This window comes from Intrasporangium calvum DSM 43043, assembly GCF_000184685.1.
Taxonomy (GTDB): domain Bacteria; phylum Actinomycetota; class Actinomycetes; order Actinomycetales; family Dermatophilaceae; genus Intrasporangium; species Intrasporangium calvum.
Genome location: NC_014830.1, coordinates 3,334,871 through 3,353,164, shown reverse-complemented (window position 1 = coordinate 3,353,164; position 18,294 = coordinate 3,334,871). Strand labels below are relative to the sequence as shown.

The following is an 18,294-nucleotide window of genomic DNA, read 5'->3' as shown; positions in this document are numbered from 1 at the left end:
ATGGCCGGGGTCATTGCACTCACCGTGTCCGCCGTGCTCCTCGCCGGGTTCTATGCCTCGATGGCTTATGGACTCGGGTTGATCTACGGCGTCCTTCGGGTCGTCAATCTCGCTCACGGTGGGATGATCATGGCCTCGGCCTACGTGTCGTGGCTGCTGTTCACGCACTTCAACATCGACCCCTACGTCGCGGCACCGCTCGTGATGATCGCCTTCTTCTTCGTGGGTGTGGGGGTCTACAAGGGCCTGGTTCGCTTCCTGCCGCGAGGTGCGGCCGGAGGCGTCCAGTCCCTGCTCCTGCTCTTCGGTGTCTGGCTCGTCATCCGCAACATCGCGTACCTCCTGTTCAGCGGTGACGACCAGGCGGTGCGGACGTCCTACTCGACGGCCTCCGTGAGCATCCTCGGGAGCCAGTTCTCGGTGAACCGCGTCGTGGTGTTCCTCATCTCGCTCGTCGCAGTCGCCCTGCTTCAGCTGTGGCTGTCCCGCACCTACACGGGCAAGGCGGTCCGGGCAGTCGCCGAGAACCCCGGCAGCAGCACCCTCGCGGGCATCGACGTGGAGCGCGTGTACGCCCTGACGTTCGGCGTGGGGACTGCGCTCGCGGGACTTGCCGGAGTGCTCGCCTCGACGCTGTTCGCCTTCAACCCGTCGTTCGGGTCGGGCGAGCTGCTCAAGAGCTTCGTCATCATCGTCCTCGGGGGTCTCGGCAGCGTCGTGGGCATCGGCCTCGGCGCCCTCATCCTCGCTTTCGCGGAGGTATTCGCCATCTACATCGTCCCGTCGTACCTCACCGCCGCGGTCGGCTTCGTGCTGCTCGTCGTCGTCCTGGTGGTTCGCCCAGCGGGTCTCTTCGGCTCGAAGGTGCTGCGATGACCGCCGCCACGCCGCGCCGCGTCCGCCCAGTCCCCTGGCTGTCGCGGCGTGCGGTGGTGGGTTTCGTGATCGCGCTCGTGGTGCTCTACCTCGCACCGCTGGTGATTCCCATCAGCGCCTACCTGCACAACGTCATCGGTCTGACGTTCATGTTCATGGCGGCCGGCCTGGCCTGGAACTGGCTCGGCGGGTATGTCGGCCAGATCAGCTTCGGCCACGCCGCGATGTTCGGCACCGGTGGTTTCGTCGCCGTCCGGCTCGGCATCACCTTCGGTCTGCCCTTCTGGCTGACCTGGCTCGTCGGCGGCATGGTCGGCGGGCTGTACGCGCTGCTGTGGGGTCACCCGACGCTTCGGCTGCGTGGGCCGTACTTCAGCATCGCCACCATCGGCGTCGGGGAGGCGACCCGGCTCATCGCGACGTACTGGACGAGCTTCACCGGCGGGTCGTCCGGCCTCTCCCTGCCGATCGGCAGCGGTCCGACCAAGTACCAGCTCTACTGGTACGGCCTCTACCTCCTCGCCGGGGTGGTCGTCCTGTCGTACTGGTTGCGCAAGTCCCGGATCGGCTTGGGCCTGCTGGCCATCAAGGAGGACGTCGAGGCCGCCGGTGACGTCGGGGTCAACCCCACCTTCTACCAGGACTTCGTGCTCTTCCTGTCCGGCACCGTCATCGGCGTCTGCGGGGGCTTCTACGCCTCGTACCAGTCCTTCATCGACCCGCTCGACATGTTCAGCTTCGACCGCTCCATCTCGTTCGTCCTCATCGGCGTCATCGGTGGGATCGGCACGATCCTGGGCCCAGCGCTCGGCGCCATCGTCTTCGTGGTCATCCAGGAGTTCCTGCTCGCCAGCTACCCGCAGCTCTACCTGGGCCTCTATGGCCTGCTGCTGATCATCGTGATTCTCTTCGAGCCGCTGGGCCTGAGCGGGCTCATCATGCGGATCGCCCGTCGCCTGGGCTGGCGGCCTCCCGCGGGCGTGGCGGCCGGGGGCATCCGTTCGTCGGCCAGCGCCGACGATGCTGGAGCGCTTCCGGCGCCCACCGAGACCACCGCCATCCCCGCGGCGTCGGGCGGCCACAGCGATGAAGGAGAGCGCGAGTGACGACCCCAATCCTGGTCGGAGAGTCGGTCTGCAAGTACTTCGGCGGTCTGAAGGCGGTGGACGACGTCAGCTTCACCCTGAACGAGGGCGAGATCCTCGGCCTGATCGGACCCAACGGCGCCGGCAAGACGACCCTCTTCTCCGTCGCCGCCGGCTCGACGCCGGCCACGAAGGGACGTGTCCTCCTCGAAGGCAAGGAGGTCAGTGGCAAGGTCGCTCACCGCTCGGTGCACCAGGGCATCTGCCGCACGCACCAGCTCGTGCGTCCGTTCGCCAAGCTGTCGGTCCTCGAGAATGTCCTCGTCGGCCACCACTACGGCCGCCCCGGTCCGGGCCACGGCACTCCGCACGAGCACGCACTGAGGCTTCTCGAGTTCATCGGTCTCGGTGACCGGGTCGACGCGCTCCCCGGCGAGCTGACCCTCGGAGGGCGCAAGCGGCTGGAGGTGGCTCGAGCGCTCGCGACCAACCCGCGGGTGCTGCTGCTCGACGAGGTCGTCGCGGGCCTGAACCCGGTGGAGGGCCAGCGCTTCGTCGACCTCATCCGGAAGATCCGCGACCGGGGCACCTCGATCATCATGATCGAGCACGTCATGCACGCCGTGATGGGCCTCTCGGATCGCGTCATGGTCCTCGACCACGGTCGCCAGATCGCAGAGGGCCTGCCCGAGGACGTCGTGCGCGACCCCAACGTCATCGAGGCCTACCTCGGCCGTGACGACGAAGACCCCGAGACCCCGGAGGCCCACGATGCTTGAGGTCCGCGACCTGGACGTCTACTACGGCGACGCCCGCGCCCTGAGCGGCATCGCACTGGAAGTCAAGGAGGGCGAGGTGGTCACGCTGGTCGGCTCCAACGGCGCCGGCAAGACGACCACTCTGCGGGCCATCTCCGGGCTGCTGCCCGTGGCGCGCGGCGAGATCATCTTCGAGGGGGAGCCGATCACCGGCCAACCCGGCCACACGCGGGCCGAGCTCGGCATGAACCTCGTCCCGGAGGGCCGCGAGCTCTGGCCCTCCTTGACCGTGCTCGAGAACCTCGAGCTCGGCGGCTACGCCAAGTCCGCGCGCAAGCACCGCGACGAGACGCTGGCGTACGTCTTCGACCTCTTCCCCAGGCTCGCCGAGCGCACTAAACAGCTCGCCGGGACCATGTCGGGGGGCGAACAGCAGATGGTCGCGATCGCCCGGGCCCTGATGAGCCGGCCACGCCTGCTGATGTTCGACGAGCCGAGTCTCGGCCTCGCCCCCGTTGTGGTGACCCAGGTCTTCGAGGTCATCCGCCGGTTGTCCGGTGAGGGCCTGACGATCCTGCTCGTCGAGCAGAACCTCAAGAAGGCCCTCGAGGTCGCCGACCGCGGGTACGTCGTCGAGACCGGCTCCATCACCCTGCAGGGCCCCGCCAAGGAGCTGCTCGCCAACGAGGGGATCCGCGCCGCGTACCTCGGCATCTGACGCATCAAGGAGTGAGGCAGCCTGGACGCTGTGGATCACGGGCGCCATATCCCGGGATCACGTCCGGGCCTCATCACGAGCCCGACCGCGCGCGACAGTGAGCTCCCAGGTCTGGTGGAACCACAGCTCGCCGTCGACCGCGTGCGGCCGCAAGCCGGTGTTCTCGCCGCCGGCCACATCCGCCTCCAGTGCTGCGCGAACCTGCGCGGCCGCGTGCTCGTCGGTCTTCGACTGCTGCAACCAGCCCTTCACCGGGCGGTCGATCTGCCGCTCCGCCACCTGGGCGACCTCCAGACCGCACTCCTGGAGCCAGTCGCGCACCGCGCCGCGCGGCGGCATGCGGACGTGGGACGCATCCCTCAGCCGCTCCACGTGGTCCTGCCGCGCCGCGATGGTCGGGTCGGTGGAGGCGACCAGATCCATGACCACCAGCCGGCCGGCCCGGCGCAGCACGCGAACCATCTCGCGCAGGGCCCGTGGGGGGTCGGCGAAGTGATGCAGCGAGAACCGGGTGACGACCAGCGAGAACTCCTGGTTGCTGAACGGCAGGTCCTCGGCTGCGCCGCGCACGAAACCCAGGTTCAGGTGGCCCTCCGCCACCACGCGGCTACGGCCCTGCTCGATCATCGCCTCGGTGCTGTCCACGGCGACGACCCGCGCGGCATCGGGTGCCAGCGCTCTGCTGACGATGCCGGTGCCGGCCGCGACGTCGAGGACGACGTCGTCAGGACGGGGCTCGACATGCGACAACAGCCAGGGCAACCCGGACGTGAACGCGACGTTGAGCCGCTCGTCCTCGAACGTCCCGGCCTGGCGAGTGAACGCCTCGCGAATGCGGTCGCCATGGGTCTTCGCCATACCCCCACGCTACTCAGCCCGGACGCGCCTTGACGCGACCTGCCCTGAACGTTGGCGTGCTCGACAACTCAGCTCAGCGGCATACGACACGGAGCCGCTCACGGAGGCACCGCGCACGGGCCGGGTGGGCCACGCAGACCTGTTCAGCGGGCCCCGGGCCTGTGGCAGGACGACCAGTGCCAGCTGGCTGACCCCGCAGGCCGAGGGGTGCCGACTCGCACGCACGTCAACGCGCCTCGGTCGGCACCTGGGGTCGTCCGTGTCAGGTCCCGAGGCGGCGGTAGCGTGCGAGACGGGCGGCGGAGCGGGTCGCCGGGTCGGCGTGGAGCAGGCGCGTCAGCTCCGACTCGAGCACCAGTCCCACCCTGCGACAGAAGTCCTCCGGCTCGTCCGCGGCGTCGGGTCGCTCGCCGATGACCCGGTCCACGATTCCGGCAGCAAGCAGGTCGCGCGAGCGCACGCCCTGCTTCTCAGCCATCTCGGGGGCGTGCTCAGTGTCGTGGTACAGGATGGCGCTCGCACCTTCCGGCGGAAGGGGTGAGAGCCACGCGTGCTCGGCGGCGAGCACGCGGTCGGCAGGGAGGAGGGCGAGCGCTCCACCACCAGTGCCCTGCCCGAGCAACAGCGCGACCGTCGGTGCTTGGAGGGTGACCAGCTCGGTCAGGCTGCGGGCGATCTCACCGGCCATGCCGCCCTCCTCGGCTTCTTTCGACAATGCGGCACCGGGAGTGTCGATGACGGTGACGAGAGGCAACCGCAGCTCCCTGGCGAGACGCATCCCGCGACGCGCCTCACGCAACGCCGCTGGACCCATGGGTCGGTCGGCGGTCTGCCCGCGCCGGTCCTGACCGAGCACCACGCAGGGCGCTCCACCGAAGCGGGCCAGCACGAGGAGGAGCCCGGGGTCGAGCTCGCCTTCCCCCGTGCCGCTGAGCGGGACGACGTCGGTGGCGGCGTAGCGCAGGAACCTGCGCACGCCCGGGCGGTCCTCGCGGCGGGAGCGGATGATCGAGTCCCATGCGGGGACATCGGGCAGCTCCTCGGGCGGGATCTCGGGTGCCATCGGCAGCCCTTCTCGCGGTGCGAGCAGGACGTTGAGGGCCCGGTCCGCGAGGGTGGCGAGATCCTCGACGGGAAGGACGGCATCGACGAGGCCGTGCGCCATGAGGTTCTCGGCGACCTGCACGCCCGGCGGGAACTGCTGGCCGTAGAGCGCCTCGAACACGCGGGGGCCGAGGAAGCCGACGAGCGCGCCCGGCTCGGCGACGGTGACGTGCCCGAGCGAGCCCCAGGACGCAAGGACCCCGCCAGTCGTGGGGTTGCGCAGGTAGACCAGATAGGGCAGACCGGCGGCCTTGTGGGCTGCGATGGCCGCTGAGATCTTCACCATCTGGAGAAAGGCGATGGTGCCCTCCTGCATGCGGGTGCCGCCCGACACGGGAGCTGCCAACAGTGGCAGGCCCTCGCTCGTCGCCCGCTCGACGGCGTCCACGAGCCGCTCGGCCGCGGCAACGCCGATGGACCCAGCGAGGAACGAGAACTCGCACGCGAGCACCGCGACCCTCCGGCCGTGGATCCGGCCCTCGCCGGTGACGACGGCCTCGTCCAGTCCGCTCCGCTGGCGTGCCCCTTCCAGCTCCGCCTCGTAGGCCGGGTCGGTCGGCACCCGGTGGGGTGGCGCGTCCCAACGGACGAACGACCCGTCGTCCAGCGCGACGTCGAGCAGCTCCAACGCACTCATCCGGGTTGAGCTCATGGGGCACCTCCTGCGGGCGGTGTGAGAGCGTGTTGGCTCAGTGGCCTAGCCAATCGAGAATCGTCGTCCGTGTCAATGGATACCGCCTGGTGTCGACCACCAGCCCCGCACCTGCCATGGACAGGCGTCGCCACGGCCCCACCCGCGTTGACGCTTGTCGCGCTCTGCTCGGCTCCAGATAATGCAGGGGTACGCCAACCGGGCCGAGTGGGCCAGAGGGAGTGCACCGTGCCGTTGAACCATGCCCCGTCGACCAGCGGGTCCGACCGTGCGAGCCGCGCGCGGCTCGTCCGATGAGCAGCGCCGAGGCGGCCAGCCGGCGGCCTCTCACGGGTGTCGTCGTCGTCGATCTGAGCCAGGTCCTCGCCGGCCCGCTGTGCACCATGATCCTCGCGGACCTCGGGGCGGACGTCATCAAGGTCGAGCCGCCGCAGGGTGACCAGTCCCGCACATCCCTCGGCACGCGGATCGGTGACGACAGCGCGGCGTTCCTCGCGGTCAACCGCAACAAGCGCAGCGTCGAGCTCGACCTGTCCACCGCCACCGGGCGGGCCGCGCTGCACGGGCTGGTGGCCGAAGCGGACATCGTGGTCGAGAACTTCCGTCCAGGTGTCGCAGAGCGGCTGGGCGCCGGCTACGAGCAGCTGTCGGCGATCAACCCCGGGCTCGTCTACGGGAGCGTCACCGGCTTCGGTGCCCAGGGACCCTACGCGAACCGTGCGGGACTAGACCTGGTGGTGCAGGCCATGACCGGGTTGATGAGCGTCACGGGGGAGCAGGGCGGCCGGCCGGTGAAGAACGGTCCGCCCGTCGCGGACCTCGCGTCAGGGCTGTACCTCACCATCGGGGTCCTCGCTGCCCTGCACGAGCGAGACGCGACCGGGGTCGGGCAGAAGGTGGCCACCTCCCTCTACGAGTCGGCCCTCTCCCTGGCCGTGTGGGAGACGGCCGAGCTGTGGGCGACGGGTGAGCAGCCCGGGCCGCTCGGCTCGGCGCACCGGATGGCTGCGCCCTACCAGGCGCTGCGCACCAGTGATGGCTACGTCGTCGTCGCCGCGACGAACGCCCGCTTCTGGAGGCGACTGTGTGACATCGTCGGACGGCCCGAGCTCGCCGACGACCCTCGTTTCGCGACGAACGCGGACCGCCTCGCTCACCGCGGCGACTTGAGTGCCCTGCTCGAGGCAGAGCTCGAACGGCGGCCCACGACCGAATGGGTCGACGAGCTGGTGGCTGCCGGCGTTCCGGCCGGACCCCTGCAGGACTACGCGCAGGCCCTGCGTGACCCGCACACGCTGGCAACCGGGATGGTCGTGGAGGCACCGCACCCCGACGCGGGTACGCTGCGGATGCTCGGGTCGCCCCTTCACCTGTCCTCGGCAGATTTCCGGCTCGACCGGTTGCCGCCCCGCCTCGGCGAGCACACGGCGCAGGTCCTGCGCGAGTACGGCATCGAGCCGCCGAGCTGACCTCTGGGTCACCCACCGCCGCGAAACCCTGATCAGCGCCGACCGCCCACTGGCTTCCCTTCAGCAAGATGCTCGGCGAGCGCTGGGAGGCTCGCGACCTCCAGCGTCGGCGTCGGGCCGTCTGGGTCGAGGTGATGCCCGGGCCGCTGCAGCCGAGCCACGGAGAGGCCTGCCTCGAGCGACCCGCGTACGTCTCGCGCAGACGATGCCACGTGCAGATATGGCTCGCCTGCCGCGGCTCGCGCTGCGCGATACAGGGCCGGCGCCGGCTTGTAGGCATGGAGCCGCTCGGAGGTCAGGAGGAGGGCCGGTGCCAGCGGGAGGCGCGCAACGCGGGTCCGCGCCAGCAGGTCGTCGTCGACGTTGCTCAGCACGCCCACCTCATGACTCGCTGCGAGCTCGCTGACGCCGCCCTCGACGTCCGGCCACAGGGGCCAGTCCCCGACGGAGGCCCAGAGCCGCCTCATGGCGCCATCGACGTCCGCCTCGAGCTGCGCCTCGCTGAGGATCTCGGTCATGGCGCGCCGCCCCAGCTCGGTGAAGGGTACCCACTGCCGACACTGCGCCTGCAGCTGCTTGTGACGCCGGTCCCAGGCGGTGTACAGCTCGTCACCGGCGAGCGGCCACCCCTCCGCGGCGGCGATGTCCTGCAGCTCGCGCGAGGCTCCGGCCCGCGAGTCGACGAGCGCGCTGAAGACGTCGATCGTGATGTTCACCTCGTCGTCAGCAGTGCTGCCAGCTCGGCGAAGTCCGTGACCGTGGCGTCCGGAGGGTAGGTGTCGTTGCCGAACGGGCGACGCCGACGGTCGACGAAGGCGCTGCGCATCCCCGCGGCCTTGGCGCCGATGCAGTCGAACGCGTGGTTCGCCACGAAGCAGATCTCCGACAGGGGGACGCCGACGAGCTCTGCCGCTGTGGTGTAGGTCGCCACGTGGGGCTTGAACGTACCTGCGGCGGCCACTGAGACAACTCGGTCGAAGAGATCCTTCGTGCCCGAGTGGGCGACGCCCCGCTCCAGCATGTCCGGGTCGCCGTTCGACAGGATGACGAGGCGCAGGCCGTTGGCCCGCATGGCCTCCAGGGCGGCGACGACGTCCTGGAAGGGCTCGAGCCGCTCGATGGCTGAGACGAGCTCGGCGACCTCCTGCGGCGTGTGGTCGATTCCCGCCCGCTCGAGGGTGTAGCCGACGGCCTGCTCGCCGATGTGGCGGTACGGCGTGTGCTCGCGGTGCAGCAGAGCGTCGATCATCGAGTTCTCGAAGTGGGTGCGCCGCCACCACGTCACCAGCCGCGACGGTGGGTTCGCCGTGTAGCCCTTCCCTTCGAGGTAGGGCGTCATGACGTCGGTGAGCCCCGACTGCATGTCCACGACGGTGCCGTAGAAGTCGAACATCACGGTGGTCACGCTGTCGAACGGATGGGTCATCGGGCTCGTCCTCGTCTGCTCTTGGGAGGTCTCCCACGGTAGTCATTGCAGATCGCAGGGGCATCGTCCAATCGGCTGACAGAAGACCACGTTCGTCGTGCAAGACGACGACGCCTGGGCGGCGCCGGAGTGACACGATGTGGGGGTGAGTGACGTCCGAGGGCCACAGAGGACACCGAGGCAGCGAGCGATTGACGCCATCGGGAACACTCGGGAGAGCGGGGGGTTCTTCTACGCGCACTTCGTGGGGGTTCGCGGCGGGGCCACCGCCGCAGGTCGTTCTGAGCTCGCCGTGCTGCCGGCCCCTGGCCAGCCCCGGCCGTCGACGATGGCCGTGGGCACGCTGGCGGATCTGGCCCTCGGATCGGCGCTGCGCAGCGCCCTGGGAACCGGCCTCCTGATGCCGACCGTCGACCTCACCCTGACCCTCGTCCGGGAACCGCGCGGGGAGGTCGTGGCGCAGGGCTTCGCGCTGCCCACGGCGACGGGATCTGCCACGGCGACTGCCTCGTGTGACCTGTCGGACTCTGATGGGCGTGTCGGCCTGGCGTCAGGCACCTTCGCACTTCGGCCCGCGGCGGCCAGGTCTGTCCGGTCGATGCCGTGGGACACCGCCCTGAGCCCCACTGGGCCCATCGACCAGCCCGGGCCGCCATCCCTCGCGCCGGGTGACCTGTCACCGGAGGAACGCGCCTGCCTCGAGGCGGTGCTGTACGACGGAGGCCGAGCCAGCGGCGGCGTCGACGCGGTGGACGACGCGCTGCTGGGCTTCTCGGCGTTCCCGCACGAGACGGAGGAGACGCTGGTGGAGGCCCGGGTGGGCCCCGCACTCGCCAACCGTGCGGGCTACCTGCACGGCGGGGCACTGATCGCCTTGGTGGCGCGCACAGCGCAGGCGGCGCTCGGCGCTCAGCCCACCGACCTCCACACCGTGACCCTGCAGTTCCTGCGGCCCGTCACGGGCCCGGAGCTGTCCGGGTCTGCATCCGTCCGCCGCCGCGGCCGCTCCTCTGGGGTCGTGGCGGTCGATGTGGCGGGCCTCCGAGCGGGCCAAGGCGACCTGTTGGCCACCGCGTTGGTGGCCCTCAAGGTCGGCCGGTGATGTGTCGGTGCGGGTCATGAATCGCGAGAGACTGAGGTCATGAGCAGGCAGGCGGCCCGCGCCGGCGCGCTCACCATGAGGCAGCTTCTCGACGCACTCGGCGAGGTCATGGCTCGCCCGCTTGACAGCGACCAGCCGCTCGACAGGGTCGTCACCGATGTCGTGATCCACGACCCCCTCTCGCCGCAAGCCCTTGAGGAGGGCGACCTGGTCCTCGCCGTCGGCGTCGCTCCGGACGGGAATGACGCGATCTCGCTCATCGACGCCGCCGAGCTGGCGGGCGCCGCCGGTGTGGCCTTCCGCCGGGCGGGTGGGGTCCCGCGGCTCCCGGGGGGATCGCGTGCGGCCGTGATTCTGGTCGACCCCGACCTGGCGTGGGAGCAGCTGATCTCATTCGGGCGTGGCCTCGTGTTCAGCGCAGCCGCCGGCTCCGCCTCGGACGACGAACAGCCGTCCGACCTGTTCTCGCTGGCGAACACCATCGCGGACCTCGTGGTCGGTTCGGTGGTGCTCTACGACGTCCATCACCAGGTGCTCGCCTACTCGAGCCTGGACGGCCACGTCGACGCGCTCGACGAGGTCCGCAAGGGCACCATTCTCGGGCGGCGCACCCCTGATGACTGGGTGGACCGGTTCGAGCGGGACGGTGTCTACGATCGCCGGCCGGGTGCCCGTGTCATGCGGATCGAGGGGTATGCAGACCTGCGCACGCGGCTGCGCGTGGCGGTGAGGGCGGGCGACGAGGTGGTTGGGGAGATCTCGGTCGCCGAGACCACCGCTCGCTTGGGCCCGCAGACGGAGGCCGTGCTCGAGCAGGCGGCGCGGCTCGCCGCCCCTCACCTGGTGCGCCACCGGCTCGAGCGGGATCTCACCCGCAGAGCCCGAAGCAGTGCGTTGCAGGCGCTTCTCGCCGGGCGTGGACCGCTCGACGTGCATCGTCGCGAGCTCGACCTGCCGCTGACCTCGTCGTATGCCGTGATCGGCCTTGCGCTCCATCCTGCCGCCGGTCCTGGGACCGAAGCAGAGATTCGCCGTGAGCGTTCTGCTCGCCTGGTCGGCGCGCTCACGGAGACCCAGCACCCGAGGGCCGTCACGTGCCGGATCGGCTCGACCGTCTATGCCCTGCTGCCGCATCCACCGTCGAGCGACCGGCTGCGGTTGCTGACCCGGCACGTCGTGGCCCGCGCCGCCGTGTCCGGCGTCCCTGTCCGGGGGGCCGTCGGCCGCACGGTCACATCGCTCGGCGACGTGGCGCTCTCACGGGCGGAGGTCGACCAGGTGCTTCGAGTCCTGTCAGCTGCCGACCCGGAAGGTGGTGGCGAACCGGACCTGTCAGGAACGCCGCTCGTTGCCGGGGTGGACGACGTCTGGGCAGACATCGCGCTGGTCGAGGTCCGGGATCTTCTGGACGAGGCCGGCGCTCGCCGGCCATCACGCCCAATCAGCGTCTTGCTCACCCATGACGCCGACCGCGGCACCGCTTACGTGCCGACGCTCACGGCCTACCTCGATGCCTTCGGGGACGTGCGCGCCGCGGCCAAGGCGCTGGCGCTGCATCCGAACTCGTTGCGGCACCGACTGCGCCGCCTCAGCCAGATCGCTGGCCTCGATCTGGACGATCCCGTTCAACGGCTCGTCGTCGCGCTCGAGCTGCGCATCCTTCTCTGAGGCGGGGGAATCTCGGGAAGCTGCGTCTGACTCTGGTCACCGTCGGCAATGTCCAAAGGGGCCTCCCTTGATCTGAGCCGTGCGCTGCCGGCTTGAGACGCGCAATGGCTCTGGTCTCGGTCTTGCTCGGGCGAGCTGCTGGGATCGACCGCAGTTGCCCACCCGCAGCGTGCGTCGCAGACGCGCGGCCGCTTCGCGAGGGGGTTCCGGCCGCCCCCCACCACGTCACTGCGAGGACCGCCGGGGATCGTCACAAGAACTTGAGGTTCTCGCAGGGAAGACGACACAGGGGAGCGGCAAGGTGGTGGGTGAGGCGAGGGCCAGCAGCGGCCGTCGCGAACGAAGAGAGGTAATTGAGATGATGGGTTGGTACGGATCCGGGATGGGTTTTGCGGGATGGTTCTTCATGGGCCTGTTCTGGCTCGTGCTCCTCGGCGTGATCATCTGGGCGGTGGTCCGACTCCTTCCGTCACGCCAGCACCCAACGGGCGGCACGAGCGTCACCGAGACGCCTGAGGAGATCCTGGATCGCCGCTTCGCTCGCGGCGAGATCGACGCCGAGACCTATCGGGCGCAGCGAGAGGTGCTGGCGGAATCCCGCGGTCGGCGGCAGGACCGGGCATGACGCTGAATGACGGCGTGGAGCCCCCGGGCGGGCGGCGGGACCGCCGGCCGGTTGTGGCGCTCGGGCTCGCCTTGGTGCTGCTCGTCGCCTCCGCCGCCATGGCCGCTGTCGGCATGCTGGGACCCGCCCCGTGGCAGTCCGGCTCACCGTGGGCGGCCCCCGGGGACGCACGAGGTGTGCCGTTTACGGGCTTCGGTCAGTACGGCGGCATGATGGGCGGCCCGGACGCACACCTGGGATGGGGCGGGTACGGCGGCATGATGGGAGGCCCGTACGGATCGGGAACGGGAAGTGATATGGGCGGCATGATGGGCGGCCACGTCTGGCTGGCCGGAGACGGCCGACGCGTCGATTCCATCGCGCAGGCTCGGGCCCGCGCGGCGCAGGCCGGCGCACCGAAAGAACTGGAGGCGGGGGAGGTCATGCAGTTCACCAACGGCTTCTACGTCGAGCTGAAGGGCGCTGACGGTGACCCGACGACGGAGGTGCTGGTCGACCCCGCCTCCGGCGCCGTCCAGACTGAGTACGGGCCCGCGATGATGTGGAACACCGGTACGAGGACGGGCGCGCTCACCGAGCAGCAGGCCCGTGAGGCGGCCGCCGCCTGGCTGAGCTCCAACCGCTCCAGCGAGAGCGTCAAGTCGATCACCGCCTATCCCGGCTACTTCACCATCGACACGGCGGCAGGGGGCACGATGGTCGGCATGCTCTCGGTGAACGCGACGACCGGTGCGGTCTGGTATCACACGTGGCACGGAGCCTTTATCGCCATGGAGGACGCCTGAGCATGCCGAACTCCTCGCGGGCAGCCACCACGTCGCCACGCGCCCTCGTCGTCGATGACGAGCCAAGTCTCGTCCGGGTCGTCGTGGGCTACCTGCAGGCGGGCGGCTTCGAGGTTGACAGTGCTCCCGACGGCCCGACGGCTCTGGACCTCGCCCGGCGGACCGATCCCGACGTCATCGTCCTGGACGTCGGACTGCCGGGCATGGATGGGATTGAGGTCTGCCGCACGCTCCGAACGTTCACGGACGCCTACGTCGTGATGTTGACCGCCCGCGCCGACGAGGTTGACATGCTGATCGGGCTTGCCGTCGGCGCCGACGACTACATCACCAAGCCGTTTTCTCCCCGCGAGTTGATGGCCCGGGTCCAGACCGTCCTGCGCCGTCCGCGGCAGTCGGCTGCCGACCGTCCTGGTGCTGCGGCCAGGGGGTCGGGGGAGGAGGCAGCGCGGGTGTTCGGCGCCCTCGTCATCGACGTCCTGGCCCGTGAGGTCAGCCTCGGCGGGCAGCCGGTTGAGCTGACGAGGACCGAGTTCGACCTGCTCGACACATTGAGTGAAAGGCCCCGGGTCGCGTTCTCTCGATCGCTGCTGCTCGAGCGAATCTGGGGTGGCGGCGCGTGGGCGGGGGACGAGCACCTGGTCGACGTGCACATCGGGCGCCTGCGTCGCAAGCTGGGAGACGACGCGCGGGAGGCGAAGTACATTCGGACGATCCGGGGTATCGGTTACCGCATGGGGGAAGGATGAAGGACGCTGCGCGGAGGCGCGGCCACCCCTATCCCCCATCGGTACCTGAGGTGCGCCCCCGCAGGGCCGGGCGTCTGTCGCGACTGCGGCTGGCGTCGCGGCTGTTCCTCAACAACCTGCTCATCGTCGTAGCGGGAGCGGTGACCGTTCTGACCGCCGGGTTGCTCTTCGGGCCGGCCCTGTTCCACGTGCACCTGCAAGGCGCCCAGCTACCGCAGATCGATCCGGACGTTCGCCAGCACATCGACTACGCCTTCGACCAGGCCCTGCTACTGGCCCTCGCCATCGGTGTCCTCGTGGCGGCCCTGGTCGCCGCCGCCATCAGCTGGCTCGTCGCCCGCCGGGTGGCCGCGCCGGTCCAGCAGACCGCGTCGGCTCTGGAGCGGCTGGCCGACGGCCACCATGACGTACACGTCGACGACCCGGGTCTGGGGCCGGAGCTCGCCACGCTGGCCGGCTCCTCGAACCGGCTCGCCCACCGCCTTCAGGTCACGGACGACCACCGCCGCCGCCTGACCGCGGACCTCGCCCACGAGCTGCGCACCCCCATCGCGTCCCTGCAGGCGACCGCACAAGCGCTTCAGGACGGCATTCTGGCCCCCGACGACGAGACGCTCGGCGTCCTGACCGACCAGGCGGCGCACCTTCAGCGGCTCGTGGCGGACCTGGAGAAGGTCAGCCGGGCCGAGGAGCGCCGCATCGTGCTCACCAGCACCGCGCGAGAGATCGCCCCCGTAGTCGAGCGTGCCGTAGCGGCAGAGAGGGAAAGGTATGCCGTCCGCGGCGTGGCGCTCCAGGCCGATCTGCCATCGCCAAGGACCGGTCCGACAGCGCGCGTCGATGCCGACCGGCTCCGCGAAGCCCTTGGGAACCTCCTGGACAATGCGCTGCGACACACCCCACCCGGCGGCCATGTCGCCGTGACGATGCGTGCCGACCCCCACCGGGGCTCCACCGACATCGAGGTGACCGACACGGGCCGCGGTTTCGACCCTCACCATGCCGAGCAGCTCTTCCACCGTTTTCACCGTGAGTCGGCCGACTCGTCCGGTAGCGGCCTGGGGCTGACCATCGCCCGCGCGCTCGTGGAAGCCCATGGCGGCACCCTGACCGCCATGAGCGAGGGGCTCGGCCGTGGGGCCACGTTCACGATCACCTTGCCCACAGCGGCGCGTCCGTCCGGGGAGCAGACACCGCCCACGACGTGAAGAACGAACCGACTTCCGTTCGAGTCCTTGCGGTCGGCGAAGGGTCGCGGGCTGACGTGCGAAGACCGGCCGACGTCGGTGGCTCATCGGCGGCCCGTCTTCGTCTTGTCGGGGTCCGCCGCAGGCTGGCGGTGTGTCTGCAATCATCGGCAGTTGACAGTCACGACATTTGCCATAGTTGATAATCTCTTCAATTCATGAGAACCTTACGATCGCTCCCGGAGAACACGCCTGGAGGACCCAGAGGATGGGACGAAGACATGATCACGCCGTTGCATCAGTTGAAAGCTGAGTTCTTCAAGACGCTGAGTCATCCGACGCGCATCCGGGTCCTCGAGCTGTTGAGCAACGGCGAACGGTCAGTGGGTGAACTCCTTCGCGAGCTCGACATCGAAGCCTCGAACCTTTCACAGCAGCTCGCCGTCCTGCGTCGGGCAGGCTTGGTGACAACCCGCAAAGAGGGATCCACCGTCTACTACTCGATCGTCAGTCACGAGATCGCGGATCTGCTCACGGTGGCGCGCAAGCTGCTGACCAGTCTGGTCTCCGACCAGCTCAGCACTTTGCAGGAGGATGCGTTGACAACTCGCCACGCCGAGGTTCGCAGGGCAATCCATTGAGGGCCATGCTCAAGCGGATTCGTGCCGTGGGTCGGGTGGCGGAGGCGGCGCCTGCTGCGCCGGATGGCGGGCTTTCGCGTGGCGGAGAGTTCGGCGGGTCGATCCAGGTGCGTCATGTCGATGCTGGCTCGTGCAATGGTTGCGAGCTGGAGATCGTCTCGGCCTTCGGCCCGGTCTATGACTTGGAGCGCTACGGCGTGCGGCTGGTTGCCTCCCCACGTCACGCCGATGTCCTGCTGGTGACCGGACCCGTGACCCGCAACATGGCAGACCCGCTCCGCAAGGCATACGAAGCGATGCCGGCACCCAAGCTCGTTGTGGCCCTCGGGGACTGCGCCCGGAACTGCGGCATCTTCGCGGGCGCCTACGGCGTCTTTGGTGCGGTTTCAGACGTGATCCCGGTGGACCGAGAGATCAGCGGATGTCCGCCGAGTCCGGAGGAGATCATCGCCGCACTGCGCGAGGTGAGCGGTCGATGAGCCTCATTGCGCTCGGGCTGGGATGTGTGGCGTTGGGCGCTGCCCTTGCCGTAATGACCGCGGCGCTGCCCGCCCGTGCACGCCGGAGCGCTTCAGGTCTGGTCACCAGCCTGGTCGGCGCCGGCGGCGTCCTTGCGGGCTCGGTGGCGCTGATGGGCACCCAGTACACAATGTCAGTCGACTTCCTGCTCCCATTGAGCCGGATGGTTCTGGACATCGACGGACTCTCGGGTTTGTTCATGACCATGATCGGCGGGGTCGCTGTCGTCGTCGGCGTGTATCGGATGGGCTACGTCCACCAGACGCACCTTGGGTCCGCCTCCGACGACGACCGGCACCGAGAGGTTGTGTCCGACACGACGGGTATTGATTCGCGGTGGGCGACGGCCTGCCTGCCGTTGTTCGTGGCCGCCATGCTGTTGGTTCCGGCGGCCGGTAACATCACCACCTTTCTGGTGGCTTGGGAGCTGATGGCACTCGCCTCGCTGGTCCTGGTGCTGGCCGAGCATCGGGAACGGGTGGAGGTGCGTCAGGCCGGTGTGTGGTACGCGGCCATGACCCACGCGGGGTTCGCGGTGATTCTGGTCGGCTTGGTCCTGCTCGCCGCCTGGTCGGGCACGGAGACCCTCGCCGGGATCCGACAGACGGCTCCCGGTCTGTCGGAGCCTGCGCGTTCTGCCGTCTTCCTCCTGACCTTGGCGGGTTTCGCCTCAAAGGCGGGCCTGGTTCCGTTGCATGTCTGGCTGCCGCGGGCGCATCCGGAAGCCCCCAGCTATGTGTCGGCGCTGATGTCGGCGGCGATGGTCAACCTCGGCCTGTATGGGATCGTCCGGGTCTGGTTCGACCTGCTCGGTGGAGGCCCGAGCTGGTGGGCGCTGATGGTGCTGGCGCTGGGGGTCGTCTCGGCGTTGTACGGCGTGCTGCAGGCCGTTGTGGCCAACGATCTGAAGCGCCTGCTGGCCTACTCGACCACGGAGAACCTCGGCTTGGTGTGTATCGGTGTCGGTGCGGCCGGTCTGGTCGCCACCAACGGTGACTCACCGTTGGTCGGGCTGCTGCTGCTGGCCGCGTTGATGCATGCGGTCAACCATGCGGGTTTCAAGTCACTGTTGTTCCTGGGCGCGGGTGCGGTGCTGCGCGCCACCGGGCTGCGGGACCTGGACCGGATGGGCGGTCTCGTGCGCCTCATGCCGATCACCGCTCTGCTCACCGGCGCTGGCGCCTTGGCCGCCTCAGGGCTCCCTCCGGGAAACGGGTTCGTCTCGGAGTGGCTGCTGCTGCAGGGGCTGATCCACAGCCTTCCCCCGTCCGGTACCCCCAACCTGCTCCTGGCGGTCACCATGCCCCTGGCAGTCGGCGCGGTGGCGCTGACCGCCGGATTGGGTGTGGCGACGTTCGTCAAGGCGTGGGGAATCGGGTTCTTGGCACGTCCCCGCTCCACGGAGGCCGCGTCCGCGGCCGAGGGTGGGGTGGCTTTGTCGGTGGGGATGGGCATGGCGGCGGCTGTGTGCGCGGTGCTCGCGCTGTGGCCGGCGGCCGCCATCCAAGCCGTCTCGCGGGCGATTGCTGCACTGCCTGGCATCGGGGCTGACCCACCGGTGCGGTCCGACGCGTACCTGACCTTGTCAGGGGTGCGCGGGTCGATCTCCCCGGTGTTGATCGCGGTGGCGGTGGCGTTGGGTGTCACGGTCGTGGCTGTGGCGCTGCGCGTCCTTGCGGCGCGCCGAGCGCGGCGGCGGTCGCTGGTGTGGGGTTGTGGCGGCACCCGGTTGAGCCCGCGGATGCAGTACACGGCCACCTCGTATGCCGAGCCCCTGATCCGGGTCTTCGATGACGTCTTGCGCCCGGAGCAGGACGTGGACGTCACGCATTACGCGGAGTCGCGGTACCTGGTGGAGAGTGTGACGTATCGGCAACGCGTGGGGGACCGGGTCGAGGCCCTCCTGTATCCGCCGGTCCTGGCGGCGGCGAACCGGTGGGCGCAGCTCGCCCGGCGGGTCCAGAACGGCAGTCTGCACCGGTATCTGGCCTACGGGCTCGTCGGTGTCATCGTCGTGCTGATCTCCGCGGCGGTGGTGGCGTCATGAACGGCTCTTGGAGCTGGTGGGGTGC

General features: G+C 69.5%; 18 protein-coding genes. 14 read left to right on the top strand and 4 right to left on the bottom strand.

The window, feature by feature from the left end; genetic code table 11:
* The 4 genes from INTCA_RS15345 to INTCA_RS15330 are packed head-to-tail and all read left to right on the top strand — an operon-like array spanning position 1 to position 3,437.
* Complete coding sequence (locus INTCA_RS15345) at positions 1–876, top strand: branched-chain amino acid ABC transporter permease (RefSeq protein WP_013493839.1); 876 nt, start codon at positions 1–3, stop codon at positions 874–876.
* Positions 873–1,982, top strand: a complete 1,110-nt coding sequence (locus INTCA_RS15340) for a branched-chain amino acid ABC transporter permease (RefSeq protein ID WP_013493838.1) — start codon at positions 873–875, stop codon at positions 1,980–1,982. The genes INTCA_RS15345 and INTCA_RS15340 overlap by 4 nt, the downstream gene beginning before the upstream one ends.
* The gene (locus INTCA_RS15335; protein WP_013493837.1) at positions 1,979–2,740 is read left to right on the top strand and encodes an ABC transporter ATP-binding protein; all 762 of its coding nucleotides are present in this window, start codon (positions 1,979–1,981) and stop codon (positions 2,738–2,740) included. The genes INTCA_RS15340 and INTCA_RS15335 overlap by 4 nt, the downstream gene beginning before the upstream one ends.
* Complete coding sequence (locus INTCA_RS15330) at positions 2,733–3,437, top strand: ABC transporter ATP-binding protein (RefSeq protein WP_013493836.1); 705 nt, start codon at positions 2,733–2,735, stop codon at positions 3,435–3,437. The genes INTCA_RS15335 and INTCA_RS15330 overlap by 8 nt, the downstream gene beginning before the upstream one ends.
* Before the next feature lie 57 nt (positions 3,438–3,494).
* On the opposite strand, the gene INTCA_RS15325 is transcribed toward INTCA_RS15330, so the two are convergent.
* Together INTCA_RS15325 and INTCA_RS15320 are read right to left on the bottom strand one after the other, a co-directional pair.
* The gene (locus tag INTCA_RS15325; protein WP_013493835.1) at positions 3,495–4,295 is read right to left on the bottom strand and encodes a class I SAM-dependent methyltransferase; all 801 of its coding nucleotides are present in this window, start codon (positions 4,293–4,295) and stop codon (positions 3,495–3,497) included.
* Between the two features lie 262 nt (positions 4,296–4,557).
* Entirely contained in the window at positions 4,558–6,051 is a 1,494-nt protein-coding gene (locus INTCA_RS15320) for a carboxyl transferase domain-containing protein (RefSeq protein WP_013493834.1), read from the bottom strand.
* 293 nt (positions 6,052–6,344) lie between these two features.
* Between INTCA_RS15320 and INTCA_RS15315 the strand changes: the two genes are divergently transcribed.
* Positions 6,345–7,520 carry a CaiB/BaiF CoA transferase family protein gene (locus INTCA_RS15315; protein WP_013493833.1) on the top strand — a complete coding sequence of 392 codons (1,176 nt, stop codon included), beginning with the start codon at positions 6,345–6,347 and terminating at the stop codon, positions 7,518–7,520.
* Between the two features lie 32 nt (positions 7,521–7,552).
* On the opposite strand, the gene INTCA_RS15310 is transcribed toward INTCA_RS15315, so the two are convergent.
* A complete protein-coding gene (locus tag INTCA_RS15310) occupies positions 7,553–8,236 on the bottom strand; it encodes an HAD family hydrolase (protein WP_013493832.1) in 684 nt (227 codons plus the stop codon).
* Positions 8,233–8,946 carry a haloacid dehalogenase type II gene (locus tag INTCA_RS15305; protein WP_013493831.1) on the bottom strand — a complete coding sequence of 238 codons (714 nt, stop codon included), beginning with the start codon at positions 8,944–8,946 and terminating at the stop codon, positions 8,233–8,235. The genes INTCA_RS15310 and INTCA_RS15305 overlap by 4 nt, the downstream gene beginning before the upstream one ends.
* A 145-nt stretch (positions 8,947–9,091) precedes the next feature.
* Here INTCA_RS15305 and INTCA_RS15300 point away from each other — a divergent pair, with 145 nt between their 5' ends.
* The 9 genes from INTCA_RS15300 (at position 9,092) to INTCA_RS15260 (ending at position 18,269) form a co-directional block, all read left to right on the top strand.
* Entirely contained in the window at positions 9,092–10,048 is a 957-nt protein-coding gene (locus INTCA_RS15300; RefSeq protein WP_041307815.1) for a PaaI family thioesterase, read from the top strand.
* 39 nt (positions 10,049–10,087) lie between these two features.
* Positions 10,088–11,716, top strand: a complete 1,629-nt coding sequence (locus INTCA_RS15295) for a PucR family transcriptional regulator (RefSeq protein ID WP_013493829.1) — start codon at positions 10,088–10,090, stop codon at positions 11,714–11,716.
* 358 nt (positions 11,717–12,074) lie between these two features.
* Positions 12,075–12,341, top strand: coding sequence for an SHOCT domain-containing protein (locus INTCA_RS15290; RefSeq protein WP_013493828.1), 267 nt, complete (start codon positions 12,075–12,077; stop codon positions 12,339–12,341).
* Positions 12,338–13,126: a hypothetical protein gene (locus INTCA_RS20145; protein ID WP_013493827.1), complete on the top strand. Its 789-nt coding sequence runs from the start codon at positions 12,338–12,340 to the stop codon at positions 13,124–13,126. The genes INTCA_RS15290 and INTCA_RS20145 overlap by 4 nt, the downstream gene beginning before the upstream one ends.
* 2 nt (positions 13,127–13,128) lie before the next feature.
* A complete protein-coding gene (locus tag INTCA_RS15280) occupies positions 13,129–13,875 on the top strand; it encodes a response regulator transcription factor (protein WP_013493826.1) in 747 nt (248 codons plus the stop codon).
* 50 nt (positions 13,876–13,925) lie between these two features.
* Entirely contained in the window at positions 13,926–15,083 is a 1,158-nt protein-coding gene (locus INTCA_RS15275) for a sensor histidine kinase (RefSeq protein WP_052338034.1), read from the top strand.
* A gap of 260 nt (positions 15,084–15,343) precedes the next feature.
* Entirely contained in the window at positions 15,344–15,703 is a 360-nt protein-coding gene (locus INTCA_RS15270) for an ArsR/SmtB family transcription factor (RefSeq protein ID WP_013493824.1), read from the top strand.
* Between the two features lie 26 nt (positions 15,704–15,729).
* Positions 15,730–16,182: an NADH-quinone oxidoreductase subunit B family protein gene (locus INTCA_RS15265; protein WP_218916270.1), complete on the top strand. Its 453-nt coding sequence runs from the start codon at positions 15,730–15,732 to the stop codon at positions 16,180–16,182.
* Positions 16,179–18,269, top strand: a complete 2,091-nt coding sequence (locus tag INTCA_RS15260) for a proton-conducting transporter transmembrane domain-containing protein (RefSeq protein ID WP_013493822.1) — start codon at positions 16,179–16,181, stop codon at positions 18,267–18,269. The genes INTCA_RS15265 and INTCA_RS15260 overlap by 4 nt, the downstream gene beginning before the upstream one ends.
* Positions 18,270–18,294: the final 25 nt, after the last annotated feature.